A 25,690-nucleotide genomic window follows, 5' to 3' on the forward strand; every position below is an offset into this window, starting at 1 on the left:
GCGTTAGGCAAGGAGAATAAGTTGTTCTTTCGTGCTCTGAACAAGGCTTTAGAGAAGCCAGCTCCTCAGCGTTTTACTACCAGCTGGCCAGGAGCACAGGAAAACGACTTCTACTCAGTAAAGCTGGAAGATTCTGATTCAAATACACGGATATTGATCCGGAATCGCAAGACAACTGGGTATGAAGCGTTGGTTTGGAGAGGCGAGCAGTCCGGGAAGGAGAAAACTCTGACCGAAAGAGATATCGACCCGGCAACATTTGATCTAAGAATTGAGCACTATTACCAAGGATACCAGTTCAACTATACCGACCCCGGTAAATTCCTGCTGATGGAGCTTATCCGCTGGCACAAAATCGTGAAGTATCGAGATCGGGTGAGCCAGTCTTTGTACAATAAAAAGCGCTTGGTTCGTGAAGAGAGAATGGAACTGCTTAGGCACCTTGTCGAGCGCAAAATCGATAACCCACGGGATGAAATATATCCTCTTATGCTGGCAGTACAAAAATACTCGCGTAAATGGCTCTATCATCCAGATAAAGACAAGCACAAAGCACACCTTGAGCTTGTTCTTGATTCGTTTGTGGATTCCGGAGAGTTGACTAAGAATGGTACGAATTACGTCGTAACGGGCAAAGCCTTGGTTACCCTTTCGGAATTTGAGCTGAATGTTCAGCGCCACCAGGATCAGATCAAAACGGCAAAAGTAGGTAATCGCCTGACTTGGGCGATCGTTATTGTCGGTATCGCAGGGATCTTATCTCAAGCGTGGATGTGGGCTATCGAACAAGGGGTAATGTGATGCCTAACCAGTGCAGGCATGGCGACGCCCACTACATTGCGCCTTCGGCTCCATTCCGTAGGCGCGCATGCTGCAAGCGTTATAAGCCAAGAGGGTTCGGGAGATGATCTCAAAGGAAGAGATGTTCAAACCAATTTTGGCCGTTTCTGATGGTTTCAGGCCGATTTGGAATGAGTTCGTCAGCGAATGGGAAGATGAGGCAGAGCTTCCTCAATACTTGGCGTTATCAGATTTGGCCACGTATATATCGGGGCTCGTTACAGAATCTCGAACTCGAGAGCTATCCGACATTTTCGAGGTAATTGAGCGCTGGCTCATTGAGGGTGATGGTTATGTAAGGGAAGCTGCCATCGTTGGCATCTTGGAGGATCTACAGAACACAAACGTCGTCGGGTCGGATGTTCCAGATAAGGTGCAAGAATTGTTGCCGCCAGAGTCTCAGAAGCAGTGGGCAAAAATCATTGAGTTCTGGGACACAGGTAGGATCATCAGTGAGTAGCAAGCTTATAACCAGGCCAGTCACGGCGACGTCTACTACATTGCGGCTTCGCCTCCATTTCGCAGCCGCGCGTGCTGAGCGGCGTTAGGCAAGAAGATTTCAGGAAAGCAAATGGCAGACATTTCGTTTACTCTCACCGATACTGATTTCTTGCAGGAAGAATTAAATTTTTCTGACATTAATCCCGTCGATTTTGAAAATTTGGTCTTTCATCTTTTAGACGAAATGGGCTTCTCTAATTTGACTTGGAGAAAAGGCGGAGAAGGGAACTCCGCGACGGATGGTGGCAGAGACTTGGAAGGAACATATTGGACGGTCTCGCCTGCGGTGTCGAAAGAAGAAAAGTATTGGTTTGAGGTGAAATATAGAAGTGCCCAGCTTGAAAAGAGCCAAGTTCAAAGCACTATACTAAACGCCGCAGGAAACAACTCTAAAGATAATGTTGTAATTATTACCAATAAAACGATTTCAAATCCGACGTTGGATTGGATAAAGGAGTTCCAAGATTCGCACAAGCGCCCATGTGTTTCTGTTTGGCAAGGGCATGATCTTGAGGTGATTCTCAGAAAAAATCCAAGGACTCTGGCAAGATTTCTACCTTCTTCTCTTGCATTCGGGGGCCGTTGTAAAGTTATAGAGTCGAAATTTTCTAACCTCATGCTGCTTCCAGCTGGAGGAGAGCTGGATGAACTCTGGGAAAGAAGAAATGAATTCCATGAGAATTCATATCTGACTTTAGCATGTGTAATTGCAGAGGTTGAGTATGGTGATGTTCTGAAACATCCTTGGGGGATGGGGCTAGACGATATCAGACTCTTTAGCGTTGTCGTTACAGGGATGCTGAATGTCTTTTCCTTTATTTTTAGATGTGGGTCCTTTGGTAGAGATCAGAGGGTGATTATAGACGGATTGTCATACTTGGCTCAGTGCATGCTTTTTCGCTTAGGATCAGAATTAACAGCTAATACTTTGTTTGATCCCGAGCAATATACAGAATCAGATCGTCGGTTACCTGACGAGCTTAAAGTTATGCGATACGAGCCAATATTTAATGCGATATTCCATGATCTTGGTGTTTATTGCAGCTCAAAGTACTGTTTGAAGTTGCATCACTTGTCGCCGGAAGAAAAACCAGATTACTTCCTTAGATTTCTTGAGCCAACTAAGCAACCTGAAAAAAGTGATCGGTTTTTGGTCATGAACTCTTTAGAGAATGAATGTGGAATTGATATAGTTGCAAAGGATCAATATTGCCCCCTTGGAAGTTCAGATCAAGCACCACGTACACTTGATAATCTTAAGAAAGATTTGGAGTTCGCCCGTCGCGTCATAGAGGTACGTGCCCATGAAGCATTGGAAAATGCCTAACAAGTAGTTGCAGTTCGTTCCGGCCCTGGCGGGCCTCCACCGGACCGGTTTTCCGTTGCACTCCAAACCGGCCGCTGAACATTGGCGTTAAATGGGACTAGTATGGACACTTGGATCATTTTTACTGGCATCGGAGTCGCTGTTCTGTTTGCAATCTATCATTCAGGGGCTAGGTCTGAAAAAATATTGAATTATCAATGGATTGCTCAGTTCAAAGACGAAGAGTCAAATGATGTTATTGTTCGTATTTTTTCATCGAAAGAAATGTATGAGGGTTCTAGAGACCTGAAGAAAAGGGATTTCAGGGAAGTCTTGGATTACTTCAATTCCGCTGATGATATTGTGAGGGATTATGTTTTTTCAGAGAGGGAGCAAACGTTTTTTAGCCATCCAGCGATATCGAAGCCGATTGCGCCCCTCAGCTTTAATCCAGTTCATGGAACCCTGCCTCCAAAAGCGGTAATCAACTGGCTTGACCTTATGGCTTGGTTAGCCGGCCAGGAGTTGATGGCTGTCCGTTACTACGGCCAAGATGTAGGTTTATCAACGGAGCATAAACAAAAACTAATGATTGATTGCCCCTCCTGCGGTGGAAAAATGAACGTACTGGCGGGTAAGACAATGCAAACAACTTGTCCACATTGCGGAAGCAAATTTAAGGTGACGGCTTGATATCTAGATTTAACAAAGCCAGGCACCGCGACGTCTACTTCATTGCGGCTTCGCCTCCATTCCGTAGCCGCGCATGCTGGCGGCGTTAAAAGGGCACATCACCAGAGGATGAGCCATGGAGATTGATGAAGAGAAAATCGATGAGGCCGTATTGGCTTTGCTGTACCTGACTTTGCATGACGGTGGTCGGGCGTGGAAATCTTTTGATTGGGATGCCATGAATAGGCTTCATGAAAAGGGTCTCATTGAGAACCCGGTTGGTAAGGCCAAGTCTGTCCTGTTCACTGAGGACGGTCTAAAAGAGTCAGAGCGCCTGTTCCAGAAACTTTTCGCCAAGGACTCGTGAACTTGGATGCCAGGTCTTTTAACCAAGCGGTCAACCGGACGCCAAAAGCGTACCGCTTTTGGTTCCCTCCGCTGGCGCTCCGGCGCCGGTTACCATCAGCGTTAACACCTAGAGGAGTAATCGTGCCAAGAAAAGGAATATTCTTCTTCGCCACAAAGGACGATATGGTTCCCGGGCTAGAAATTTTGGAGGCATCTCAGAGCTTTAAATATATTGTCCCAGGTTTATTCGATTCTCCAGAGGTGGTTGAGTACGTTTCTTACAAAGATCTTCCAGGCTTTGGGGTATCTGAGAAAGGGAACGTAGAGCAGATGCCACGGTATTTGATTGTTCCGATAGAAGCTGAGGTTACAGCCATAGAAATTCCCCAACGCCGAGGTGGCGTGAAGTACAAAGTAGAATCAAAGGTATGTTTGTACTTCAAACCTTCCGGTATCTACCAAAATGAGTTTCTGATACCAGGTGAATTTTCACCAGGAGAAGGTGATTTTTCGACGGCCATGTACAAAGCTTTTCGTAAGGAATTCATCAGGAATTACGAGAAGGTTAAAGTTTATAGCGTTGGCCCAGTTGCATATCAACGGCTTTTGGCTGGCGATCCACTAACACCTAGCTATAAAGCTAAGCCGGAAATGTATCTACAGTGTTAACAAACCGCTCAATGGTGACGCCGCAAGCGGCGCACATTAGCGGGGCGTTATGTTCTCTTATGAAATCAGCCACAATTGAAAAGCCGGCATTTGCTGAAGTCGGCGGAGACCTGAGTATCAAGGACTCTTCCATACCTCTGGAGGTGCAGGAGTTCTTTGCCGAGCATAAAACTCGTCACATCGCTGTATGCGAGCACGATGGCATTTTGTGGATTGCATCAAAGCTAAGGGCGAAGCGAATCGATACGCGGAGTTATAGAGAATTCGAGATCTGCTACATGACACGAGCAAAAGGTGGCGGTTTTGTAGCGATTCAAGCATGGCACAAGGTAAAGGGGCAGCCGTGCGCGACAATAGTCGACTTTGGCCCTTTCTCAGACCTGGCGCTTCAGTCGGCGGAGCGATGCGCTGGGGAGTTGCAACCAGTTCTCGGGTACTCTGTACATGAATCAAACTGGGGGCCAGATTGCTAGCTGAACATAACAATCGCAGGCACAGCGACGGCTTTTCCATTGCGGCTTCGCCTCCATTCCAAAGCCGCGCGTGCTGCGGGCGTTAGATTTTTGGCAATGCAGGGGATTACAGTTGAGCGACGATAGATTTGAAGAGCTATTCCGTTCGCATAATGATCGAAACCAAATTTTGCTCGACCTCCTCCCCGAGATCGATGACATTACCCTGATAACCCTCAAGGGGCACCTATTGGTGGAGGAAGCGCTGTATTCGATTGTCATATCACACTGTAAATTTCCGAAATACATTGGTGAGGCAAGGCTTTCATTTTCGCAGCTCTCTCATCTCGCCAAGGCTTTGATAGCCTTGCCCATTCATGATTCTGTGTTTCCCGCGATTCACCGTCTGAACAAATTGAGAAATGAGCTCGCACATAATGTGAACTCGCAAAAGGAAGAGATGTTGGCCAAAGAGTTGGTATCGCTGTGCGGAAATTTGGAAGCCAAGGAGCGAGGGTTGCCAGAGCAAGTGAGAGGGGCCATATGCTACATAATGGGCGGGCTTAGTGTTGTCGGTGCTGTTTCTGAGTTCATCGCAGACAAATCTAACCAATAGGTCAACCGGACGCCAAAAGCGTGGCGCTTTTGGTTCCCTTCGCTGGCGCTCCGGCGCCGGTTACCATCGGCGTTAACCAAAAGGGGATTTCGTTTGGATAGTTTCGATCAAGGAATGCCACCGACTTTTATTCAATACGCGTCGGACATCCTTGCTGACACATCATCCGGGTTGAGCGGTTCTGTGATTGTTAAGGTCACTTCTGCATTCGCGGTAGAGTACGGAATCGACAATCTTCCGCATCCCACCTATCCCTTCGAAGCTCCGAATAAGCGCACAGCCTTGTACGATAATTTGATGGCTTTCACTGCTGGCCAACAATACAGATTACTGAAAGATCTCTGTGATCACCCTTCGCTCCCTGAGACCGAAATTAATAAACGCAAAGAGCTAAAGGTTCGTCTCGTTACGAGATACGGGCACTTAGACCCTAAGGACACTCCTTCAGAAGTTAATGAAAATTTGGTCAACGAGACTCGGCACTGGTTATCAGGCTATCCAGAGTCACTCTCACTTTTTACCCAGGCTATAGAGAAGTATGAGCATGGGGCTTTCCAAAGAAATCTCCTCGATGATTTAAGGTTGGCTCTTGAGAGGTTGCTTCGCTCCCTTTTGGGCAACTCGAAATCCTTGGAAAACCAGATCCCAGAGATCGGAGAGTACATTAAAGATCGCGGCGGCTCGCCAGAACTTGCAAACATGCTTGTTAAGCTAATTGATTACTACGCAAAGTATCACAACAGCTACGTGAAGCATGATGATTCAGTTATTGAGGAGGAGATTGAGTTTATTTTGGAGATTTCCTCATCATTCATGAAGCACTTGGTGCGGCTTGGTGCCAAAAATGGTTAACAAGTGCAGGCAAGGGACGCTCCTGACGTCGCGCCCCTGCTGCAGACGTTAATCAATGGTGAGCAAAGGCTTTAACAATTATGGATGATTTCCTGCTTCGAATTTATCTGGACCAGGCGAAACAAGAATGTCAGCTCGCCTTCCAAGCAATTGAGCAACTGAATGATGCAATAGCTTCAAAAGGTGCAAAGGATCCTTTTGGCCCAGCACAGGCTATGGTCCACCATGCCGCAGCAGTGTCGCGGATTTTTTGGCCTCCCGGTGGAAAAAACAAAGCTGCGCGTCAGCGCTCACAAAGTAGGGGTGAAGCTCTAAGAAAAGCCATTGGTGTTAGACATGGACATCCGGTTCAGAATCGAACCCTCCGAGATCACTTCGAGCATTTCGATGAACGGCTTGATGATTGGGCCGAGAAGAGCAAAAACAGAAATATCGTAAAGCAGCTTGTTGGCCCGAGGTCCGCGATAGGCGGTGATGCTATTACCGATGAAGATATAATTCACCACTATGATCCAGCCACAAAAGTATATGCATTTCGTGGAGAGCAATTCGATGTTCAGGAACTGGCTTCCGGGCTTGATGACATAAATCGGCTGATTGAGCAGAAGTTGAACGAATTATGGCCACACAATCAAGTTGGCCGCTGATTAACAAGTGGGTGAAGTCCACCAGTTTGCAGCTATCGCATCAAACCGGCGGCTGAGCCTGGACGTTAGGGCTTGCTACGTTGCCGCCAATAACCAGGTTCTCGGGAGTGGTGAGCAACGGCAATGACTATAATTTCGTCTGGCAGCTCAATAGCGACTATATCGTATGGGAAGCGCTCCAGAATCAGGCGCCTTGCACCGGTATCGCCGGCTTCTTCGGGGAGAGGTGATAAGGGGAGGAAGTTTTCTTCAATCACGTCGATAGCAGCATCAACAGCAGCAAAAAACTCGACCCCGAGTCCAGGCTGCTCATATTCATACCACGCTGCTGCCTCTATTGCTTCCTGCGAGGCCTCTTCCAGTATCCTTACCGTTCGCACTGTTACTGGCCTAACCTCGCTCTCATCTTTGATCGAAATTCTTCACGGCTGAGCAGCGTGGCTCTTCCGCTTTTGACTTTGGATACACGGCGAACAATTTCATCGTTCCAAGCCTGCTCGACCGAGTCGTCACGGGGGCCGTCCAGGCTCATTATCAGCTCCCGAGCCAGCGCTGCACGTTCCGACTCAGAGAGAGCCGAAATCTGGGAGCGTAGGTGGTCTAGTGTTTCGGTCTTCATGGTGCCTCCGCGAGTGGCGATAAAGCTATGCTATCCCGATTCAAAGGCCCTAACAAGGCCGGTCAGCTTGCCTTGGGCAGGATTTAATCCCGAGCGGCAGGTTAGTTGCCCTCACTCGGGGCCTCGATTTTGACGGCCCGATAGGGCTCCCCTCCTCAGTCTGTAACTGATAATCATAAGCCGCCTGCAAGCCGGTTTCGTCCTCGCCCTGCTCTTCTGCGCCCTGTTCAAGGGAACGCGGGTAAAGCGGCGACAGCAGTGCCGCCAGTATGCCGATGGCGGCAAAAGCCAAGAACCCGCGTCGCTGGTCCGGTGATATCACAAACTTCAGCTTGCCGGAATCAGTGACTCTGAATCCGGAAAAGGCGGCCAATTGTTAAAGAGCTGATGACTTAAACGCGGCAGCTACGTTGACAGACTCCGCTACCACGGCGACGGCATACTTCCCTCATCAATCAACTCCTGAGTTTGCAATCGGTAGCCGCTTGGATCCCCTTCAACCACTTCGGCTTGGACATTTTCGATCAGCGGGGTGTGGAAATCGTGGCTGCGATCGTAATTGCAGGTGGAGCAAAAAGCCTTCCACCAGGCAAGCGCTTCTCCCTTACCTGAAAACCCAACAATCAGAGTATGGCTGTAGTCATCAAGCGGATAGTCCCGGTACCATTTGCGCAGTTTGTCATCAAGATCCTCTGGCAGCGAAAGGATAACTTCATAGAATGTCTGGGTCCGGTAGGAGAACCAGCGGGCATGCACGCTGCTGGGTGCAGGCTTGGGACCCAATATGGCCACACCGCCTATTGGAGGGCGTTGATCAAAGCCATGTTCAATTCCCCCAGCCGGCACCCTCCAAGATTGATCAACGATTACTTCATCAACCCAAACAGGCCACCCTTCAGGCCCTCCCGCCACGGACACGGCAAAGTCATATTCCCGAGGTTCCGAGGAGCAAGCTGTTACCAAGACCAGCAATAGAAATGAAAAGGCTACCCTTGCCGTGATGTTATTGCGCATGAGCAACTCCTTTGCTGAGCGGGGTTATGGCCTTAGTTGGCCGGTTGAAAAACACTGTTCGATTACCAGAGGGGTCCGGCTCCAGACCAAGCCGGTAGATGCTGTCAGAGGTGTGGATATATCGACCCAGGTAATCTCTTGACGCATCAAGTAATCCCCCACTTGTATGCCAACTGCTCAGCGCGGCCTGCAAGTCTTGAGGGATTTGGAAATCCTTGTTGTTGGTATTCATCTGCCTGAGTGGCACGTCGCTCTGCAACGCGAATTCGTACATACGATGCAGGTTATAGATAGCCAATTCCTTACGGGTATGCCTACGCTCCTGCACGTGGATATCGCCATTTGGCTGTGGCACCGCCACCACAGTCCGGCCTGGGCGCGCGTACTGTGCTTCAAGCTGTGGAATCGCTGTGCGCTGAGTATGGCCGCCGTCCGCAAGCCCCGAGTGGATGCCCAGAACGATCTTCTCAATATTCTCGAAGCCTTTGTCCGGGTTTTCATAACCGCCGCCCACATCGGAATGGGCACCCGGTACGGCTATTTCCGTAAAGTGTGATGGCCCATTACCGTTGTCATTCATAATACTGCTCAATGGGAAATTCTTGCGGATCTCATGATGGGCCGTAAGGTGCACAACCCTCTCAGCACTGCTAGGCGAAAGGTTCAGATTAAAGTCCAGGTTGGCGTTGTCTCCGGGTAGGTAAAAACTACCCACAGTGTCAAACAGGCCAACAAAATTGACCCGCACCTTCACACCAGACGGAAAAGCAGGTACGGGTGTGACGCCAACCATTGGGGAGAACAAAGAGGCACCCTTAAACTGGGGCAGCAGGACCGTTTCCGGTTGTCCATTGATCAGATTGACAAAATGCCGGGCCAGGGCCGCGCCACGGCTGAAGCCGAATACATCGAAGACCACTTCGTTGTAATCCCCAGCATGGATTTCATCTCGCATCCGCCTAATCGCAATCTCTATCCTGTCATGGCCCCCTTCCGGCCCAATGCCCAACCCCAGACCCATCAAATCCTCCGAGGCCTCAAAGCCATTCGGAGTGTGCTTGCCATCAATAGTACCCGGCCCACGAACATAGACCCTCCGGATATTAGTCGTCTCCCTGTAAAGGTCATACAACTTCGCCACATTCGTCACATCGCGGTTCGCCAGGATCTGGTCATTGCCCCGATGGTTGCCAGTGCCATCAATAAACACCCCCAGGCGAAGGGTTTTGCCAGACTCGTCAATAGACTTGGTGGCCTGAGAAGGGGTTGCGGCTGAGCCAGCCCCTCCACCATCGTGGCTGGACGTGCTATTGCGCAGCTGCGCGCCGGAAGAGGCCTTTGTGCCGTTTGTGTGTGTTTTTGCTGTACTGAATTCAGAGCCCAAAGGCGCGGAGTGAGAATTTGCCCCCGAAACACCAGAGAATGGCAATGGCGCATGGGTATCGCCTACCACCACGCTACTGCTGCCAATGGTGACTCCACCACAGGAAATCGCACCACCGGTTGTGGCAACGGGTAACCCGTTAATGAAAACCGTGCTTGAACCGGAAGCGATAGCACGCGGATGAGGGGAATGCTTGGGTTTGGAGTGCAGGGCAAGTTGGTCACCTACCCGAGCGACGGGCTTGCCGTCGATGAATACATCCGGGGAACCATTGATTACCGGGGTGGGCGGAAAACCCTCGTGGTCGGTACCTAGATCCCCCAACAGCACAACTTTCTTGCCGCTCATGGCTTTGCTCCTTGCTTCTTCCTTGATGCCCGGGAAACAATCCCGAACTCTCCTTGATGGGCAGCTCTGCCCCTATGCCTACCCTCTTCAGAGTTGCATGTGCTCCATATGCTGTGGAAGTGTATCAGCATCGCTCGATTTCAAGAAAGCCTCTACGCTCTCTCCGCTTCACAGATGGCTTAGAAACTCATGCCGGGATGCCAATAGGTGCGCACTCTGCTAGATTCGCCCTATAAAGATGTCTTTATCAAGGTGGTCACTCCAGTCACAAGGCAATTGTAGTGGTTCACTGAAACCGAGATATCAACATGGAGCAGACGTTTTACCTTAGTCGTCTTCAGGATCATAGTTAGTTACCCTCACTCGGTGCTTCGATTTTGACGGCCCGATACGGCTCCCCCTCCTCAGTCTGCAACTGATAATCATAAGCCGCCTGCAAGCCGGTTTCGTCCTCGCCCTGCTCTTCTGCGCCCTGTTCAAGGGAGCGCGGGTAAAGCGGCGACAGCAGTGCCGCCAGTATGCCGATGGCGGCAAACATGGCAAACGCATCCGCATAACTGAACTCGTTCACCAACATACCCACGATGGGCGAGCCGACGGCCTGGCCAAGGGATACCGATATAAAGGGTAACACCGGCCCCACAGACAACCGGCCGGGTAGCAGGCGGATGCCGGTCATCAGGTACAGGCCGGTCAGGCTCATGTAGGCCAGGCCAAATACCAGGGCGGAAAACACCGCAATCACTATATTGCCGGGGCTGGCGGCCAGCAGGGCCAGGCTGGCAGACAGCATCATCAGCATCAGGGCCTGGGTGATGGGTGGGTTGTTGCGATCGGCAAGGTCTGCAACCACGGCACCGCCCAGCCCAGCCAGGCCTACCCCCAGCCACAGCCAGCCGGTGGAACCCGATGGCAAGTCTCCCACGGTAACCGCCAGGTCCGGCGCAAAAATCCAGTACGCGGCAGACACAAAGCCCATCACGAAGGCAAACCCTGAGAGCCGCAGCAGGCGCACCCACTGCAGGGTAGTAATGGCAGGCGGCGGCGCTGCGTTCGCCGGCATGACTCGTGAAACCGAGGGGATTAAATACCAGGTTGCCAACACCCCGATAATGGCCAAAACCGCGAAGGAGAAATAGGCATAACGCCAGGCCCCGGCCAGTAACAGAATGGCCGACGCAGCAATCACCACACCCACACTGGTACCGGCGTTCATCACCGAGCTCACGCGCCCATGCAGGGAGCGTTTTACCAGCGCCTGCATGGCGGCGGTCAGTGCCGGCATCATCAAGCCGGTGCAGATACCACAAGCGACTACGCCCACACCCAGCGACAAAACGCCCGCCGCCTGGCTGATCAACACCAGGCCCACTGCACCAAAGCCACCAGACAGCACCGCCGTGTTGCGGGCGCCCAAGCGATCAGCCGCCAGCGGCGCGACCAGGGTAGCCAGGATAAAACTGATGAGGGGAAGCGCGCCGATGATGCCGATCATGTCTGGCGAGAGTTCCAGCTCCGCCCGGATCGGCGGCACGAACAAGCCGAAGGCAAAGCGGGCCAGCCCGAAGCTGATGGCTATCAGGGCGGCACCCAGAAGAGCAAACGAGGTACTTGAAGGAAACTTCATGTCACCTCCGGCAGGCTACTGTAAATTTACGGCGGCACTACACAGCGTCTGGCAACGTTGCCACCAGGAAGTCCACCAACGCCCTCACCTTGGGCGTCACGAACTTGCGGGTGGGATAAACCGCATACACCCCCAGCTCGGTAGAGCAGTATTCCGGCAGCAACTCCACCAGCCTGCCCGAGTCCAGATCATCACGCAACAGGAAGCTCGGCTGGTACACCACCCCCTGGTGGGCCACAGCGGCGGCGCAACAGGTGTCACCGTTGTTGGCGTACATCCAAGGGCGTACCCGCGTACTTACCGGCCCCTCCGGCCCCTGAAACTGCCATTCGTTACCGCTGGCCAGGTTGCTGTAGGCAATGACCTTGTGGTGCATCAGGTCTTCAGGCGTTTCGGGTGCACCGTGCGCCCGGATGTATTCGGGCGAGGCGCACACCATCAGCCGGGTGTTGGTGAGGCGACGGCTCACCAGGGTGGAGGTTCGCAGGCTGGCAATACGAATGGCCAGGTCAAAGCCTTCTTCAACGATATCCACGATGCGATCAGACAACTCGATGTTCAGTTCCACCTCCGGAAACCGGGCGTGGAACTCACCCCACAGCGGGCCCAGGTGTCGAATACCGAAACTCACCGGTGCGTTGATGCGCAGCACCCCTTTGGCCACGCTGGTGCGCGAGGTCAGTTCTGCTTCGGCCTCTTCCACCCCCGCCAGCAGTTCCCGGCAACGAACGTAAAACACCTCCCCTTCCGCTGTCAGGGACAACCGCCGGGTGGTGCGGTGTAGCAGCCGCACGGTAAGGCGCGACTCCAGCTCGTTGATGTAGCGCGATACGGCAGCCTTGGACATACCCATGGTCTCGGAGGCGGCGACAAAACTGCCGGCTTCCACAACGGCGCAGAAGGTCTGCATTTCCAGTAATCGATCCATCTTATTGTTCCACTTTTTGAAACAGTCAATCTATTAAACGTATGTTTATCCCAAAAATAGATCCCCGTAAAGTAGCCCCATACTCAACCACACAGAAGGAAGCACGATTATGAACAACGCACTCATCAACAAACTGCTCGATACCAACGCTGGCTGGGGCGCCCTAGCCCTGCGTATTCCGGTAGGCATTATCTTCGCCGCCCACGGTGCCCAGAAGCTGTTCGGCTGGTTCGGAGGCTACGGCCTTGAAGGCACCGGGCAATGGATGGATTCTATTGGTTTAAGCCCGGGCTACCTGATGGCCTTGCTGGCCGGCGGTACGGAGTTCTTTGGCGGTCTTGCGCTGATCATCGGCCTGCTGGTTCGCCCAGCCAGCGCGGCTCTGGCCTTCGCCATGGTGATTGCCATTTTCAGCGTGCACATCCAGAACGGCCTGTTTATGAGCAACAATGGCTACGAATTCGGACTGGCCTTGCTGGCGGCTTCTGTTTCGCTGATGTTCAGCGGAGCCGGGCGCGCATCGGTTGACCGGCTTGTGGCCGCTCGCTAAACAGTACACCGAACTCAACCCAAAGGAGCAACGCGCCATGACCAGTCTGTTCGTATCCCACGGCGCCCCCACCTTTGCACTGGAGCCGGGCCTGGCAGGCCCGGCCCTCACCAGGCTGGGGCAGCAACTTCCACGGCCGGCTGCTGTGCTGGTGGTGTCGCCCCACTGGATGACGCCCGAGGTGCGGGTAGGCCTTGCCGAAACACCGGCAACCATCCACGACTTCAACGGTTTCGAACCCGCGCTTTATGAGCTCGAGTACACGGCTCCGGGCCACCCGGCTTTTGCCAGAATGGCGCTTTCTCTCCTTGAGGAAGCGGGCTGGAAGCCAGTCGCCGACGCTCAACGCGGCCTCGACCACGGGGCTTGGGTGCCGTTGCGGCATCTTTACCCGGATGCGTCCGTGCCGGTATTTCAGGTATCCCTGCCGGATTGGCTCGACAGCCACTCTGTCTGGCGCCTGGGCCAGACGCTCGCCCCTTTGCAAAAAGAGGGTGTTCTGATCGTCGGCTCCGGCAGCCTGACCCACAACCTGTATGAGGTCCGCTGGCGCGACGAACAGGCAAGCGAGTACGCCCGGGACTTCAGCCACTGGATTCGGGAAGCGGCGATTGCAGGCGATCACGAGCGACTGGTAAACGCCCTGACCCTGGCTCCCCATGCTCGCCGCGCACACCCCACGGTTGAGCATTTCCTGCCGCTACTGGTTGCCCTTGGAGCTGCTGATTCCAATGCCCCGGCCACGGTTATTGAAGGTGGCATTGAGCACGGGGTGCTTTCGATGGATTCGTTTGTTTTCTGAGGGGCGGCTCCACACTGCATCCGAAAATTCCCGGTCGGCTTGAAAAGGGCCGACTAAAACCCGTTCAGAGTCCCCGTTTCTGCTCGTACATTTTCGAATCGGCGCGCCCAAGCAGGTTGCGCGCCGTGTGGCCGTCTTCGGGGTACAAGGCAACACCCACGCTGAGGGAAATCAGCACCCTCTGGCCTCCCAGCACCATGGGCGCGGCCATTACCTCGCGGATTTTGCCAACAGCAGCATCCGCAGCGGCAAGATCGCCGATGTCGGTTAACAACACGGTGAATTCGTCACCGCCCATGCGCGCTACGGTGTCTGTTTCGCGGGTGCACTGTTCCAGCCGGCGCGCGGTTTCGATCAGCAGCTGGTCGCCTGCCTCATGGCCCAGGTTGTCGTTGATCTGTTTGAAATCGTTGAGGTCCAGATACAACAGGGCTACGTGGCTGTTATGCCGGCTGGCTGACTTCAATGCGGTTTCCAGCCGATCGTAAAACAGTGATCGGTTAGTCAAACCAGTCAGGGGGTCGTGGTGCGCAAGAAAACGCAGGTGATCTTCCGCGCGCTTACGTTCGACAACGGTCGCAACCTGGGCAGCAACGAACTGAAGCAGCTCCTGGTCCTCAGCGCGGTAATGGGTGTGTTCTGAATGGCTCTCAATCACCAGCGCGCCCAGTACCGACTCGTTTGAGATCAGAGGCACACCCAGCCAGTTCTTGGGGCCAGGCGCGTTCAATCCATCCATCGTTATCGCCCCAAGACCCGGTTGATAGGGATCCCGTGAGGTCAGTATGGCCTGTCCGGAGCCGATCACCTCGGCCAGCGTGGTGCCGGGTTGCATCGAGCCTTCAATCCAGTCATTGGAGCCATCGGCTGACCAGTCCGGAACGGTCAACACCGCCTTCACCGGATCGTAGAAAACCAGGTGCAGATCGTTGTGCGGAAACAGCTCTGTAATCACCTGCCGCACACCGTCGCAGATCCCACGCAGGCTATCGGCAGCGTGTGTGGCTTCCGATATTCGGTAGAGCGCATCCCGGGTTTGATTGGCGCGCCGCAGAGACGTCACATTGCGGGCCAGGCCAATTCGCAATCGGTCGTCTTCTGACCAGCGCGCAGACCATAATATATGAACCGCATGGCCCTCTTTATGGAGGTATCGGTTTTCAAAGTTGGTGTGGGCCTGGCCCTGCATAACGCGCTTGGCTTCTGCGCGGGTGCGCTCACGGTCATCGGGATGAAGGTAATCGAAAATCAACGTGCCGATCATTTCAGAGGCGGTGTACCCCAGCAGTGCCTCGCAGGCGTCGCTGACAAACACAATGTTCCCGAATTCATCCACAACGAATACTGGATCTAGCAACAGATTAACCAGCTTGGGATACAGGGTTTCAAGATCGACAGGCATAGGCGCAGCCATTTACTTCACATGTGAAAGCATATTTCACTAGCATAATCTGGAATGGGCGCAACGGATAGCCACTTATACGCCAGAGGGCAAACACGCAAAGCCTGCCTAATCTCAGCTGATCAACTGGCGGACGGCAGGTTGCCCCCGAGCATGTTTTCAACCACGGCGGCGTTATAGAAGGTTTCCACCGTGTGTATTTTGTCATTCCGGACACGAAACCAGACCGCAAGCCGCACGTCTCCGATCGGTTTGAAGTGGGTCTGGTAGTCCAGAATGGCGTAAACGTGTTCGCCGTCAGCGCTGAGCTGGCGAATAACCAGGTCTTTCTGGATGGCCGCCATGCCGAATTGGTACGCCAGCATGTCGTCGGGCCGGAGGAAACGCATGTTCGGCCCCACATATTCAAACCCCTCTTCAACCAGCAAGGCCTTTGCCCCATCAAAACGCTGGGCCTGAATGTCTGAAATGAACTGCGCCACGATGTCTTTGGGCTGCATGAATAGACTCCGTTTTCAGAGTAGAGAGGATTCAGTACCTGAATCTACCAAATTAGTGCCTCAACATGTCAGTGCTATTTGAGCGACTCATCTGGCGCGCGTAAAGAGCACCTCCGACAAAAGAATGATCCCTACAGCATGCGTTTTTCCGTTTGATTGCTAAGCTTGTGATGACCCAAAAATAATAAAGGAGAACACCATGTTAGACAGAGCATCCAAACCCTTTGTCAGTCTGGTGGAGAAGTACCTGCCAGACCCCTACCTGTTCGTTATTATCCTCACGCTACTGTCGTTCATCGCCGCCATGGTCTTTGAAGGCCATGGCCCGTTGGCGGTGATCGAGATGTGGGGTAATGGCTTCTGGAACCTGCTGACGTTCTCCATGCAGATGCTGCTGGTGCTGGTTACCGGGTTTATGCTGGCCAGCACTCCGTTAGTGCGCGGCATATTGAACCGGATTGCAGGCCTGGCAAGAACGCCTGGGCAGGCGATTGTGCTGGTTACCTTCGTGGCCCTGATTGCCAGCTGGATCAACTGGGGGTTCGGCCTGGTGGTGGGGGCGCTGTTTGCCAAAGCCCTGGCTCGGCAGATTCGGGTGCACTATCCGCTGCTGATCGCCAGCGCCTACTCCGGGTTTATCGTGTGGCACGGCGGGCTGGCGGGGTCCATTCCGCTGGTAATTGCCACCGATGGCCACTTCACGGAAAACGTGATCGGCGTTATCGGTACCAGCGAGACCATTTTCGCGTTTTTTAACCTGGCCATCGTGGTGGCCCTGTTTATCGTGGTGCCGCTGGTTAACCGGCTCATGTTGCCCGAGGAACGAGACAGCGTGTACGCAGACCCGAAAGTGCTGGACGACGAGCCAGACACTGCCGTTGTGATCAATCGCCCGGCGGACCACCTGGAAAACAGCAGGATTCTGGCGTGGCTGATTGGCTTCAGCGGCATCGCGTTCATCTTCCAGTATTTCATTAACGGTGGCGGCCTGAACCTGAACATCGTCAACTTCATGTTCCTGTTCCTGGCAATCATTCTACACCAGACTCCCAAACGCCTGCTGGCCAGTCTGAACGAGGCGGTTAAAGGTGGTTCCGGCATCGTGATTCAGTTCCCCTTCTATGCAGGCATCATGGGGGTTATGACTGCATCCGGCCTGGCCGCCAGCATTTCCTCGGGCTTCGTTTCCATCGCCAGCGCGCAAAGCCTGCCTTTCTGGAGCTTTATCAGCGCGGGCCTGGTGAACATTTTTGTGCCGTCTGGGGGTGGGCAATGGGCGGTGCAGGCGCCGGTCATGCTGCCAGCTGCCCAGGAACTGGGTGCCGATATCCCCAGGGTTGCCATGGCGGTAGCCTGGGGTGACGCCTGGACCAACCTGCTGCAACCTTTCTGGGCCCTGCCCGTGCTGGCGATTGCCGGGCTGAAAGCCAAAGACATCATGGGCTATTGTCTGATGCTGCTGTTTATTACCGGCGCCATCATTAGCATCGGCCTGACCTGGCTTTAACCCTCCCCCTGCCGGCTGTTGGCGAGGCTCTTCGCCAACAGCCGGTACTTTCCCGACGATATCCATAAATCCGGTTGTCGATTTCCATCAGCCCTGCCCGACTTACCAGTGAAGACAACCCACAATCACTGGAGAAAGCTGGTATGAGATACATGCTGATGCGCAAGGCCGATACAGACACTGAAAACGCCGTATTGCCGACCGAAGAGATCCTGCAGGCGATGGCTGACTACAACGAACGCATGCTGCACGCCGGGGTGTTCGTTGATGGCAATGGCTTGCGGCCAACCCGCGAAGGATGCCGCATACAGTTCCGTAATGGTGAACCAACGGTGGTGCGCGGCCCCTTTGAGCACACGGACGAACTGCTCGCGGGCTACAGCGTGCTTGAGGCGGATTCCCTGGAAGACGCCATCGCCTGGGCAAAGCAGTGGCCCCGGGAAGATTCCGACGGCAACGTAACCCTGGAGTTACGCCGTTACTTCACCCTGGAAGACTTTGAGCCCGGCGCCGCCCTTGAGAAACACCGCTCCATGGGAAATTTGCCCCGTGAAATGAACGTGCATGTGGCCTTTGGCGGCAATTGCCGGGAGGCGATGGAATTCTATGCTGAGGTAACCGCCGGCCATCTGGAAGCCATGATTACCTATGGAGAAACACCGGCAAAGGCGGATGTACCCGAAACGATGCACGGCCGCATTGTTCACTCCTCCCTGAACCTGAGGGGGCGCCGATTGATGGGGGCGGATATGGCAGGCGACTGCTATCAAGCACCCCAGGGCGCCCAGGTTCACCTGGATTACGCTGATACGGAGCGGGCAGAGCAGGTTTTCCAGGCGCTGTCTGAGGGAGGCACAACAATCATGCCATTTGAAGAGACGTTCTGGGCGCACCGGTTTGGAATGGTGAAGGACCGCTTTGGTGTTCAGTGGATGATCAGTGCCGAACTGGAGCAGTGTCAGTAGGCCCGGCGTTCGGCCAGGCAAGTGCGCTACCCGGCAGGAGGTGTGGGGGTAATGTCCCACACCTCCTGTAGCCCGATGTGTTTGATGAACGCCGTACCGGCGGGATTCACCCCAGGTTTTTGCGCAGGAATTTCTGGATTTCGCCGACGATCCCGCTGCGGAACGCCAGTACGGTCAGCACGAAGATGCCGCCGAGGATCGGGTTCACCCAGTCCCGCAGTGGCCCCTGTGACAACTGGTATTCGATGTTGACCACAAAGGTGGCGCCCACCACCGGGCCAAGCAAGGTGCCCATGCCGCCGACCAGTGTCATCAGGATGACCTCACCGGACATGTGCCAGTGGGCGTCGTTGAGCGAGGCCAGCTGGAACACCACCGATTTCATGGAACCCGCCAGGCCCGCCAGTGCCGCCGAAATCACGAACGCCAGCACTTTGTAGCGGTCCACGTTGTAACCGAGTGACACCGCGCGGGGTTCGTTCTGCTTGATGGCCTTGAGCACCTGACCATAGGGGCTGCTGACAATGCGCTGAACCAACAGGTAGCAACCGATAAACACGGCCAGCACGAAGTAGTACATGTTCAGGTTTTTCGACAGGTCAATCAGCCCGAACAGGTGGCCCCGGGGGATGCCGTGCATGCCATCTTCACCGCCGGTAAATTCCGACTGAACAAAGAAGAAATAGACCAGCTGGGCCAGGGCCAGGGTGACCATGGCAAAGTAGATGCCTTGCCGGCGAATGGACAACAAGGCGAACGCCAGGCCCAGGGCCGTTGCAACCAGCGTGCCTGCAATAATGCCCACTTCTGTGGTCAGGCCTGAATAATTGCTGAGCAGGTAACCGGTGGTGTAACCGCCGGTGGCGAGAAACGCGGCATGGCCAAAGGACAACAGCCCGGTAAAACCGAACAGCAGGTTAAAGGCCACCGCAAAGAGTGCGAAGCACAGGATCTTCATCAGGAAGACCGGGTACATCGCGAATGGCGCCGCCAGCAGCAAGAGCAGCAGTACGCCGTTGAGGAGCATCTTCCGGCGATCCTGGGCCTTTTGCTGGTCGATGATCGCCTTTCGCACGTCGGCGGGATTAAAGGATTGGCTCATGATTATGCTTCCTTACCGAACAGGCCTGAGGGTCGGAACATCAACACCACCACCATGACCAGGAAAATAACGGCAGACGACGCGGGTGGATAAAAGGTTTTGGTGAGGCCTTCAATCACACCCATCATAATGCCGGTGATAATCGCCCCGCCAATGGAGCCCATACCGCCGATCACCACCACGGCAAACACCACGATCAGTGTATTGGCGCCCATGCCGGGTGTGACGGAATAGATGGGTGCGGCAAGCACACCGGCAAAAGCCGCCAGCGCCACACCAAAGCCGTAAGTGAGGCTGACCAGCAAGGGCACGTTGATGCCAAAGCCCTGCATGAGCTGGGAATCTTCCGTGCCGGCGCGCAAGTAGGCCCCCAGTTTGGTTTTTTCAATCATGAACCAGGTGCCGAAACACACCAGCAGCGCCACCACAATCACCCAGGCCCGGTAATAAGGCAGGAACATAAAATCCAGTTTAATGCCGCCCTTGAACATATCGGGCATGGCATAGCGCAGGCCAGACACACCGTAGATATTGGTGAGCACGCCCTGAATAATCAGCGCCACCCCGAAGGTGAGCAACAGGCTGTAAATGTGATCTTGCCCGGCAATTCGCCGCAGCAGGAAATATTCAATCAGCACCCCAAACACGCCGACCAATAGCGGCGCCATAAACAGGGCGACCCAATAGTTGACGCCAAGGGTGTTGAACATAACCACCGTCAACAGGGCACCCAGCATGTACATGGCACCGTGGGCGAAGTTGATGATCTTCAGCAGGCCGAAGATGATGGCAAGGCCCAGGCTTAACAGGGCATAAAAGGCGCCATTGATGAACCCGATCAAAAGCTGACCGGAGAGCACAGCAAGAGGGACGCCGAAAATCATGGTCATGGGTTTAACTCCACAAGCAGCACGTACGTTGGTATTGAGCTTGTTGGCTCAGTGATATGCCGGGCGCACCCTGCCCTGTTGCAGGGCGCGCCCGGCTTTCCTCAGCCTCAGTTAGTCACCAGTTTGCACTTGCTCTCAGAGAGTGGGCGGTAGGCTTCGTCGGCCGGAATGGTCCGCAGGATCTTGTACAGATCCCATTCGTTCTTGGACTCCGCCGGTGTTTTCACCTCGGCCAGATACATGTCGTGCACCATCCGGCCGTCCTCGCGGATACGACCATTGGTGGCGAACATGTCGTTGATGGGTGTGTCCATCATCTGCTTGCGAACGGTTTGGGCATCGTCCGAGCCTGCCGCGGCTACCGCATTCAGGTAATGCAGGGTGCTGGAATAGATACCCGCATGCACCATGGTGGGCCGCACACCGGTTTCTTTCATGAAGCGGTCTGACCACTCACGGGTGGCATCGTTCATGTCCCAGTACCACCCGGTGGTGAGCTGGATACCTTGCGCTGTGTCGACACCCAGCGCATGCACGTCGGTCAGGAACAGCAGCAAGGCGGCCAGGGTTTGGCCCGCCTGGGTAACACCGAATTCACTGGCGGTGGTGATGGCGTTGGTGGTGTCTGAACCGGCGTTGGCCAGGCCAACGACATCCGCACCGGAAGCCTGGGCCTGTAGCACGAAGGAGGAGAAATCCTGGGTCGGGAACGGATGGCGAACAGAACCGACGATCTCACCTCCGTTGGCCTCCACCACGCGGGTAACGTCTGCTTCCAGGGCGTGGCCGAAGGCGTAGTCTGCAGTCATCAGGTACCAGCTCTTGCCGCCCTCTTTAACCACCGCACTGGCGGTGCCGTTGGCCAGCGGATAGGTGTCATACACATAGTGGATGTGGTTGGGGGTGCAGTGCTCATTGGTGATGCTTGAGGCGGCAGAACCGGAGACAATGCCCAGTCTGTCGTTTTCTTCAAGGATCTTGCTGACTGCGATGGTGACAGACGAAGCCACCAGGCCGGCAACCATGTCTACCTTGTCGTTTTCCACCCAGCGTCGAACCGTGCTGGAAGACGCATCGGGGTTGTTACGGTCATCGGCACTGAGAACTTCGATCTTGGCGCCGTTCACAGTGCCACCGAAATCCTTGATGGCCATCTGCAAGGCCTTGAGGCCATTGGGGCCCGCCAGGTCACGATAGGTACCAGACATATCGGCCAGGTAGCCGATCTTCACCGTATTGTCGGAAATGGCCGCCTGCGCGCCACTCACCATCAGAGCTGAGGCAACGGCTGAGGTCAGAAGCTTTTTGGTCATTGTCATTATTGTATCTCCGCTACTGTCTTGCGTTGGTTGATGTTGTTGGAGTTATTGGTTTTGTTGCACCTGTTCTATCCGGAGTTCAGACCCCCAAATAGCCGTCCAGCACCGATTGTTTGGCACTCAGTTCATCGGCGTGGATTTCTTCCACAATCTGCCCATGCTCAACCACGTAATGCCGGTCAGCCAGCGGGGCTGCAAAGTGGAAATTCTGTTCAACCAGTATGATGGTCAGGCCTTTCTCTTTGAGCGCCATCAGCACCTCGCCCAGCTTCTCTACGATCACAGGTGCAAGCCCTTCTGTGATCTCATCGAGCAGGAGCATGTTGGCGCCGGTGCGCAGGATACGGGCCATCGCCAGCATCTGCTGCTCACCACCGGACAGCTTGGTGCCCTGGCTGAACCGACGTTCATACAGGTTGGGGAACATGTTGTAGATGTCTTCCAGGCTCATGCCGCCACTGCGCACCACCGGCGGCAAAGTGAGGTTTTCCTGGACGTTGAGAGATGAAAAAATGCCCCGATGTTCGGGGCAATACCCCACTCCCAACCTCGCAATATGGTGCGGCGCGCACTGCATGGTTTCTTCGCCGTTGATCATGATGGACCCGGTGCGGCGGCCCACCATATTCATAATGGCCTTGAGGGTGGTGCTGCGGCCGGCGCCGTTGCGGCCAAGCAGGGTGACCAGCTCGCCACGCTTAACCACCAGGTCGACCCCGTGGAGAATGTGAGATTCGCCGTAAAAGGCGTGCAGGCCAGACACCCGCAACTGTTCGTAGTCTTTCTGGGGATTCTGGCTCATTGTGCTGCCTCCGCCTGCTCGGCGGGACTCTTGCCACCGCGTTCTCCGCTGCCATCGCTGCCCATGTACACTTCGCGCACTCTCGGGTCTGCAGAGACCGCTTGATAATCGCCTTCCGTCAGCACAGCACCCTGGGCCAGCACCGTAATGCGGTCGCACAATTTGCTGACCACACTCAGGTTGTGCTCCACCATCAAGACGGTGCGGCCTGCGGCGGCCTTGCGCACCAACTCCACCACCCGCTCTACGTCTTCCGAGCCCATGCCCTGGGTTGGTTCGTCCAGCAACAGCAGCTTGGGCTCCATCGCCAGGGTGGTGGCCAGTTCCAGCGCGCGCTTGCGGCCATAGGCCAGTTCTACGGTGGTGGTGTTGGCAAATTCGATAAGGCCGACGGAATCGAGCAATTCCATGCAGCGCTGGTTCAGCCTGTTCAGGGAGGCGCCGGATTTCCAGAAGCTGAATGACGTGCCCTCTGCGGTTTGCAACGCAATGCGGATATTCTCCAGCGCCGTCATATGGGGAAACACCGCCGATATCTGGAAAGAGCGGACGATACCCTTACGGGCAATGGCGGCAGACTTCAGGGAGGTAATGTCTTCACCGTGGTAGAGGATCTGGCCTCTGGTCGGGCTCAGGAATTTGGTCAGCAGGTTAAAGACCGTGGTCTTGCCCGCGCCATTGGGCCCGATCAGTGCATGGATATCACCCTGCCGGACCTGCAGGTTGACGTTATCAACCGCTACAAATCCTTTGAATTCCTTGACCAGGTTACGGGTCTCGAGAACGTACTGTTCACTCATGAGCCACTTCACCTTTTGTTATTGTTGTATTTAACAATCAACCCACAGATTAGATTGACGTATACGTAAACGTCAAGAACAAACTTGGTTATTTTTCCGGCGGTATGGAATAGGTCATGGTGGAGTGCGCAACGGGCTCTTCCGAGCCCTCGGAATACACAAACACTTCACCCACACCGATGGTTCGCCCCACCTTGAGAATGGTCGCCCTGGCCCAGATAGGCGCATGAGCCACGGGTTTTCTAAGGAAGTTGATATTCAGGTTGGTGGTGACGGCCAAAGGCACCAGGCCAATCTTGCTGAGCAACGCGGCATACATGGCAACATCGGCCAGCCCCATCATGGCGGGGCCAGACACGGTTCCCCCGGGGCGCAGGTGTTCTTCTTCTACCTCCAGCTTCATTTCTGCCCAGCCATCACCCAGTTCCTGCAGGGTGCCGTATGAGGCCCCCTGCGGAAACTGCTCTTCAAGGAAATAGCGCAGCTCCTCAAAGGTAATCTTCATACGGCGACTTCCTCTTTGGCCCGGTTGCGCAACACAAAGCGTTGGATCTTGCCGCTGGGTGTTTTCGGCAACTCTTCCACAAACTCGATTTCCCGCGGGTAGGCATGGGTCGACAAGCGGTGGCGAACCAGTTCCTGCAGCTCTTCCTTGAGCACGGCGTCGTCTGCCGGCTCCTGACCGGATTTGATAACCACATAAGCCTTGATGATCGAGCCACGCTTTTCATCCGGCTTGGCCACCACACCGGATTCGGCCACCGCCGCGTGCTCCAGCAGTGTACTTTCCACATCCGCTGGCCCTACGCGGTAACCTGCTGTGGTGATAATGTCGTCGTCACGGCCGCTGAAGGAGAAACTGCCATCGCCATGGCAGATCACCATGTCGCCGGTCAGGTAGTAGCCGTTCACGAACGGGTCTTTCTCGCCCCAGGTGTAGCCATCAAAATGGAACAGCGGCGACGCCTTGAGATCCACTGCCAACTGGCCGATTTCGCCCTCGCCCACTTCTTCATTTTTTTCGTTCAACGCCACTACTCTGTGGCCAGGCGATGAGAACCCCATGGAGCCCTGGCGAATCGGATGGTCCAGGCCGTGGAAGTTGCAACAGGTCATGCCAGTTTCAGTCTGGCCATAATGATCCTTCACCGGGCAGAAGTGACGACGAGCAATCCAGTTCACCACCTCCGGATTCAGGGGCTCGCCGGCGCTGCTGCACACCCTCAGGCCAAGATTCTCCCCTTCCGGCAGAACCTGATCGTTCGCCTTGAGCAGACGATAGGCCGTCGGCGCCGCTGCGAGGTTGGTGATCCGGTACTTGCGGATCATCTCGTAGGTGGATTCCGGGGTGAACGGATTGGGATTGAAATGGGTGGCGTGGCCCATCAGCAGCGGACCGGTTACCGCGTAGTACAGGCCATAGGCCCAGCCGGGGTCTGCCACGTTCCAGAATACGTCGTCTTCGCGCAGGTCGATGGCGTATTTCATGTAAACGTAGAACGCCAGCAACGCCTTGGCGGGCACAGCCACCCCTTTGGCCTTGCCGACGGTACCGGAGGTAAACATCTGCAGGAACGGATCGTTGCCGGTGATCATTACCGGCTCGCACTGGTCCGACTGTTCCGCCAATACCTTCTCAAAATCAGGCACACCAGCACCGGTGGCCGCCGCGTTCAGGCACAGTAACGGCGGGCAATTTTTGACTTCCTCCAGCTTGGGGTAGTTATCTGGATCGGTCACCACCAGCCGGGTGCTAGCCTTCTCCAGGCGATACTCGATAGCGCCGGAACCAAAGGCGGTGAACAGCGGCTGGTACACCGCGCCCAGGCGCAGGGTTCCAGCAATCACAATCAGCAGCTCCGGCCCCCTGGGCAGAAGGCCGGCCACCCGGTCACCTTTGGTGACACCAAGAGACTTCAGGTAGTTGGCAAAACGTGCAGACGCGGCTTTGAGCTCAGCAAAGGTAAGAGCTCCGTCACCACCGCCGATTTTTTCGTAGTAGAGCGCAACCTTTTGCGGGTCAACGGCCCATCGGTCACAAATCTCGTGGCATACGTTCAGGCCACTCTCCAGGCGTCCGTCCAGGATGTCCGCTTCCAGCGCGGCCGCATCAAACTGGTTGTACACGTCATTGTATTGCGGAAGGCTCATCGTACACTCCGTTTGTTGTCGTTGTTGGTTGTACAAACTTCAATCAGGTTTAGCATAGCCTTCACTTTACGTAAAGG

At 54.6% G+C, this 25,690-nt stretch carries 28 protein-coding genes; 13 read left to right on the top strand and 15 right to left on the bottom strand.

The genetic code is table 11. The features are described 5' to 3' along the window. The 9 genes from C7H10_RS03240 to C7H10_RS03285 all read left to right on the top strand — a co-directional run. Window positions 1-801, top strand: an 801-nt coding sequence (locus C7H10_RS03240; protein WP_208622794.1) for a hypothetical protein, incomplete at its 5' end; no start/stop codon positions are given. Between the two features lie 103 nt (window positions 802-904). Then, a complete protein-coding gene (locus tag C7H10_RS03245; RefSeq protein ID WP_106693734.1) occupies window positions 905-1,300 on the top strand; it encodes a DUF7674 family protein in 396 nt (131 codons plus the stop codon). Window positions 1,301-1,411: 111 nt separating this feature from the next. Continuing rightward, window positions 1,412-2,668 (top strand): restriction endonuclease, encoded by a 1,257-nt coding sequence (locus tag C7H10_RS03250; protein WP_106693735.1) that lies wholly within the window; start codon window positions 1,412-1,414, stop codon window positions 2,666-2,668. 102 nt (window positions 2,669-2,770) lie between these two features. Next, window positions 2,771-3,340 carry a TFIIB-type zinc ribbon-containing protein gene (locus C7H10_RS03255; RefSeq protein WP_061333876.1) on the top strand — a complete coding sequence of 190 codons (570 nt, stop codon included), beginning with the start codon at window positions 2,771-2,773 and terminating at the stop codon, window positions 3,338-3,340. 115 nt (window positions 3,341-3,455) lie between these two features. Further along, window positions 3,456-3,686: a DUF6429 family protein gene (locus tag C7H10_RS03260; protein ID WP_091640469.1), complete on the top strand. Its 231-nt coding sequence runs from the start codon at window positions 3,456-3,458 to the stop codon at window positions 3,684-3,686. A 122-nt stretch (window positions 3,687-3,808) separates the two neighbouring features. Beyond that, complete coding sequence (locus C7H10_RS03265; RefSeq protein WP_106693736.1) at window positions 3,809-4,336, top strand: hypothetical protein; 528 nt, start codon at window positions 3,809-3,811, stop codon at window positions 4,334-4,336. Window positions 4,337-4,921: 585 nt separating this feature from the next. Continuing rightward, a complete protein-coding gene (locus C7H10_RS03275) occupies window positions 4,922-5,404 on the top strand; it encodes a hypothetical protein (protein ID WP_106693738.1) in 483 nt (160 codons plus the stop codon). 93 nt (window positions 5,405-5,497) lie between these two features. Further along, the gene (locus tag C7H10_RS03280; RefSeq protein WP_208622795.1) at window positions 5,498-6,256 is read left to right on the top strand and encodes a hypothetical protein; all 759 of its coding nucleotides are present in this window, start codon (window positions 5,498-5,500) and stop codon (window positions 6,254-6,256) included. A gap of 80 nt (window positions 6,257-6,336) precedes the next feature. Next, window positions 6,337-6,903 carry a hypothetical protein gene (locus C7H10_RS03285; RefSeq protein WP_106693739.1) on the top strand — a complete coding sequence of 189 codons (567 nt, stop codon included), beginning with the start codon at window positions 6,337-6,339 and terminating at the stop codon, window positions 6,901-6,903. A 65-nt stretch (window positions 6,904-6,968) separates the two neighbouring features. Here C7H10_RS03285 and C7H10_RS03290 read toward each other — a convergent pair whose 3' ends face one another. The 6 genes from C7H10_RS03290 to C7H10_RS03320 form a co-directional block, all read right to left on the bottom strand. Further along, window positions 6,969-7,283 (bottom strand): type II toxin-antitoxin system RelE/ParE family toxin, encoded by a 315-nt coding sequence (locus tag C7H10_RS03290; RefSeq protein WP_106693740.1) that lies wholly within the window; start codon window positions 7,281-7,283, stop codon window positions 6,969-6,971. A 2-nt stretch (window positions 7,284-7,285) separates the two neighbouring features. Continuing rightward, window positions 7,286-7,522 carry an addiction module protein gene (locus tag C7H10_RS03295; protein WP_106693741.1) on the bottom strand — a complete coding sequence of 79 codons (237 nt, stop codon included), beginning with the start codon at window positions 7,520-7,522 and terminating at the stop codon, window positions 7,286-7,288. 423 nt (window positions 7,523-7,945) lie between these two features. Further along, window positions 7,946-8,536 carry a DUF2931 family protein gene (locus C7H10_RS03305; RefSeq protein ID WP_106693742.1) on the bottom strand — a complete coding sequence of 197 codons (591 nt, stop codon included), beginning with the start codon at window positions 8,534-8,536 and terminating at the stop codon, window positions 7,946-7,948. Beyond that, the gene (locus C7H10_RS03310; RefSeq protein ID WP_106693743.1) at window positions 8,526-10,268 is read right to left on the bottom strand and encodes a type VI secretion system PAAR protein; all 1,743 of its coding nucleotides are present in this window, start codon (window positions 10,266-10,268) and stop codon (window positions 8,526-8,528) included. The genes C7H10_RS03305 and C7H10_RS03310 overlap by 11 nt, the downstream gene beginning before the upstream one ends. A gap of 349 nt (window positions 10,269-10,617) precedes the next feature. Continuing rightward, window positions 10,618-11,895, bottom strand: a complete 1,278-nt coding sequence (locus tag C7H10_RS03315; protein ID WP_106693744.1) for an MFS transporter — start codon at window positions 11,893-11,895, stop codon at window positions 10,618-10,620. A gap of 37 nt (window positions 11,896-11,932) precedes the next feature. Then, window positions 11,933-12,823 (bottom strand): LysR family transcriptional regulator, encoded by an 891-nt coding sequence (locus C7H10_RS03320; RefSeq protein ID WP_106693745.1) that lies wholly within the window; start codon window positions 12,821-12,823, stop codon window positions 11,933-11,935. Between the two features lie 109 nt (window positions 12,824-12,932). Here C7H10_RS03320 and C7H10_RS03325 point away from each other — a divergent pair, with 109 nt between their 5' ends. Then, on the top strand, window positions 12,933-13,373 hold the full coding sequence (locus tag C7H10_RS03325) for a DoxX family protein (protein WP_058092349.1): 441 nt from the start codon (window positions 12,933-12,935) through the stop codon (window positions 13,371-13,373). 37 nt (window positions 13,374-13,410) lie between these two features. Beyond that, window positions 13,411-14,175 carry a DODA-type extradiol aromatic ring-opening family dioxygenase gene (locus C7H10_RS03330; protein WP_106693746.1) on the top strand — a complete coding sequence of 255 codons (765 nt, stop codon included), beginning with the start codon at window positions 13,411-13,413 and terminating at the stop codon, window positions 14,173-14,175. A 64-nt stretch (window positions 14,176-14,239) separates the two neighbouring features. Here C7H10_RS03330 and C7H10_RS03335 read toward each other — a convergent pair whose 3' ends face one another. Both C7H10_RS03335 and C7H10_RS03340 read right to left on the bottom strand, forming a co-directional pair. Continuing rightward, window positions 14,240-15,589, bottom strand: coding sequence for a GGDEF domain-containing protein (locus C7H10_RS03335; RefSeq protein WP_244178172.1), 1,350 nt, complete (start codon window positions 15,587-15,589; stop codon window positions 14,240-14,242). A 110-nt stretch (window positions 15,590-15,699) separates the two neighbouring features. Further along, window positions 15,700-16,077, bottom strand: a complete 378-nt coding sequence (locus C7H10_RS03340) for a nuclear transport factor 2 family protein (protein ID WP_106693748.1) — start codon at window positions 16,075-16,077, stop codon at window positions 15,700-15,702. A gap of 199 nt (window positions 16,078-16,276) precedes the next feature. Between C7H10_RS03340 and C7H10_RS03345 the strand changes: the two genes are divergently transcribed. Both C7H10_RS03345 and C7H10_RS03350 read left to right on the top strand, forming a co-directional pair. Further along, complete coding sequence (locus tag C7H10_RS03345; protein ID WP_106693749.1) at window positions 16,277-17,584, top strand: short-chain fatty acid transporter; 1,308 nt, start codon at window positions 16,277-16,279, stop codon at window positions 17,582-17,584. A 143-nt stretch (window positions 17,585-17,727) separates the two neighbouring features. After that, on the top strand, window positions 17,728-18,549 hold the full coding sequence (locus C7H10_RS03350) for a YciI family protein (protein WP_106693750.1): 822 nt from the start codon (window positions 17,728-17,730) through the stop codon (window positions 18,547-18,549). A 106-nt stretch (window positions 18,550-18,655) separates the two neighbouring features. On the opposite strand, the gene C7H10_RS03355 is transcribed toward C7H10_RS03350, so the two are convergent. The 7 genes from C7H10_RS03355 to C7H10_RS03385 form a co-directional block, all read right to left on the bottom strand. Beyond that, window positions 18,656-19,651 (bottom strand): branched-chain amino acid ABC transporter permease, encoded by a 996-nt coding sequence (locus tag C7H10_RS03355; protein ID WP_106693751.1) that lies wholly within the window; start codon window positions 19,649-19,651, stop codon window positions 18,656-18,658. A 2-nt stretch (window positions 19,652-19,653) separates the two neighbouring features. Continuing rightward, the gene (locus tag C7H10_RS03360; RefSeq protein ID WP_106693752.1) at window positions 19,654-20,541 is read right to left on the bottom strand and encodes a branched-chain amino acid ABC transporter permease; all 888 of its coding nucleotides are present in this window, start codon (window positions 20,539-20,541) and stop codon (window positions 19,654-19,656) included. Window positions 20,542-20,648: 107 nt separating this feature from the next. After that, window positions 20,649-21,860 carry an ABC transporter substrate-binding protein gene (locus C7H10_RS03365; protein ID WP_106693753.1) on the bottom strand — a complete coding sequence of 404 codons (1,212 nt, stop codon included), beginning with the start codon at window positions 21,858-21,860 and terminating at the stop codon, window positions 20,649-20,651. A 79-nt stretch (window positions 21,861-21,939) separates the two neighbouring features. Further along, on the bottom strand, window positions 21,940-22,662 hold the full coding sequence (locus tag C7H10_RS03370) for an ABC transporter ATP-binding protein (protein WP_061333515.1): 723 nt from the start codon (window positions 22,660-22,662) through the stop codon (window positions 21,940-21,942). Beyond that, window positions 22,659-23,462, bottom strand: a complete 804-nt coding sequence (locus C7H10_RS03375) for an ABC transporter ATP-binding protein (RefSeq protein WP_106693754.1) — start codon at window positions 23,460-23,462, stop codon at window positions 22,659-22,661. The genes C7H10_RS03370 and C7H10_RS03375 overlap by 4 nt, the downstream gene beginning before the upstream one ends. Before the next feature lie 88 nt (window positions 23,463-23,550). Beyond that, on the bottom strand, window positions 23,551-23,967 hold the full coding sequence (locus tag C7H10_RS03380) for a PaaI family thioesterase (protein ID WP_106693755.1): 417 nt from the start codon (window positions 23,965-23,967) through the stop codon (window positions 23,551-23,553). Then, complete coding sequence (locus C7H10_RS03385; RefSeq protein ID WP_106693756.1) at window positions 23,964-25,613, bottom strand: AMP-binding protein; 1,650 nt, start codon at window positions 25,611-25,613, stop codon at window positions 23,964-23,966. Before C7H10_RS03385 ends, C7H10_RS03380 begins: the two co-directional genes overlap by 4 nt. Between the last annotated feature and the right edge of the window lie 77 nt (window positions 25,614-25,690).

This window comes from Marinobacter shengliensis (assembly GCF_003007715.1).
Lineage (GTDB): Bacteria > Pseudomonadota > Gammaproteobacteria > Pseudomonadales > Oleiphilaceae > Marinobacter > Marinobacter shengliensis.

Bases quoted from the DNA above. Each gene is read 5' to 3' on its own strand.
- C7H10_RS03370 (WP_061333515.1), bottom strand. From the start codon at position 22,662: ATGAGCCAGAATCCCCAGAAAGACTACGAACAGTTGCGGGTGTCTGGC.
- C7H10_RS03260 (WP_091640469.1), top strand. From the start codon at position 3,456: ATGGAGATTGATGAAGAGAAAATCGATGAGGCCGTATTGGCTTTGCTG.
- C7H10_RS03335 (WP_244178172.1), bottom strand. From the start codon at position 15,589: ATGGCTGCGCCTATGCCTGTCGATCTTGAAACCCTGTATCCCAAGCTG.
- C7H10_RS03360 (WP_106693752.1), bottom strand. From the start codon at position 20,541: ATGACCATGATTTTCGGCGTCCCTCTTGCTGTGCTCTCCGGTCAGCTT.
- C7H10_RS03375 (WP_106693754.1), bottom strand. From the start codon at position 23,462: ATGAGTGAACAGTACGTTCTCGAGACCCGTAACCTGGTCAAGGAATTC.
- C7H10_RS03245 (WP_106693734.1), top strand. From the start codon at position 905: ATGATCTCAAAGGAAGAGATGTTCAAACCAATTTTGGCCGTTTCTGAT.
- C7H10_RS03350 (WP_106693750.1), top strand. From the start codon at position 17,728: ATGAGATACATGCTGATGCGCAAGGCCGATACAGACACTGAAAACGCC.
- C7H10_RS03305 (WP_106693742.1), bottom strand. From the start codon at position 8,536: ATGCGCAATAACATCACGGCAAGGGTAGCCTTTTCATTTCTATTGCTG.
- C7H10_RS03355 (WP_106693751.1), bottom strand. From the start codon at position 19,651: ATGAGCCAATCCTTTAATCCCGCCGACGTGCGAAAGGCGATCATCGAC.
- C7H10_RS03255 (WP_061333876.1), top strand. From the start codon at position 2,771: ATGGACACTTGGATCATTTTTACTGGCATCGGAGTCGCTGTTCTGTTT.
- C7H10_RS03325 (WP_058092349.1), top strand. From the start codon at position 12,933: ATGAACAACGCACTCATCAACAAACTGCTCGATACCAACGCTGGCTGG.
- C7H10_RS03295 (WP_106693741.1), bottom strand. From the start codon at position 7,522: ATGAAGACCGAAACACTAGACCACCTACGCTCCCAGATTTCGGCTCTC.
- C7H10_RS03345 (WP_106693749.1), top strand. From the start codon at position 16,277: ATGTTAGACAGAGCATCCAAACCCTTTGTCAGTCTGGTGGAGAAGTAC.
- C7H10_RS03385 (WP_106693756.1), bottom strand. From the start codon at position 25,613: ATGAGCCTTCCGCAATACAATGACGTGTACAACCAGTTTGATGCGGCC.
- C7H10_RS03250 (WP_106693735.1), top strand. From the start codon at position 1,412: ATGGCAGACATTTCGTTTACTCTCACCGATACTGATTTCTTGCAGGAA.
- C7H10_RS03330 (WP_106693746.1), top strand. From the start codon at position 13,411: ATGACCAGTCTGTTCGTATCCCACGGCGCCCCCACCTTTGCACTGGAG.
- C7H10_RS03315 (WP_106693744.1), bottom strand. From the start codon at position 11,895: ATGAAGTTTCCTTCAAGTACCTCGTTTGCTCTTCTGGGTGCCGCCCTG.
- C7H10_RS03310 (WP_106693743.1), bottom strand. From the start codon at position 10,268: ATGAGCGGCAAGAAAGTTGTGCTGTTGGGGGATCTAGGTACCGACCAC.
- C7H10_RS03285 (WP_106693739.1), top strand. From the start codon at position 6,337: ATGGATGATTTCCTGCTTCGAATTTATCTGGACCAGGCGAAACAAGAA.
- C7H10_RS03320 (WP_106693745.1), bottom strand. From the start codon at position 12,823: ATGGATCGATTACTGGAAATGCAGACCTTCTGCGCCGTTGTGGAAGCC.
- C7H10_RS03365 (WP_106693753.1), bottom strand. From the start codon at position 21,860: ATGACAATGACCAAAAAGCTTCTGACCTCAGCCGTTGCCTCAGCTCTG.
- C7H10_RS03340 (WP_106693748.1), bottom strand. From the start codon at position 16,077: ATGCAGCCCAAAGACATCGTGGCGCAGTTCATTTCAGACATTCAGGCC.
- C7H10_RS03380 (WP_106693755.1), bottom strand. From the start codon at position 23,967: ATGAAGATTACCTTTGAGGAGCTGCGCTATTTCCTTGAAGAGCAGTTT.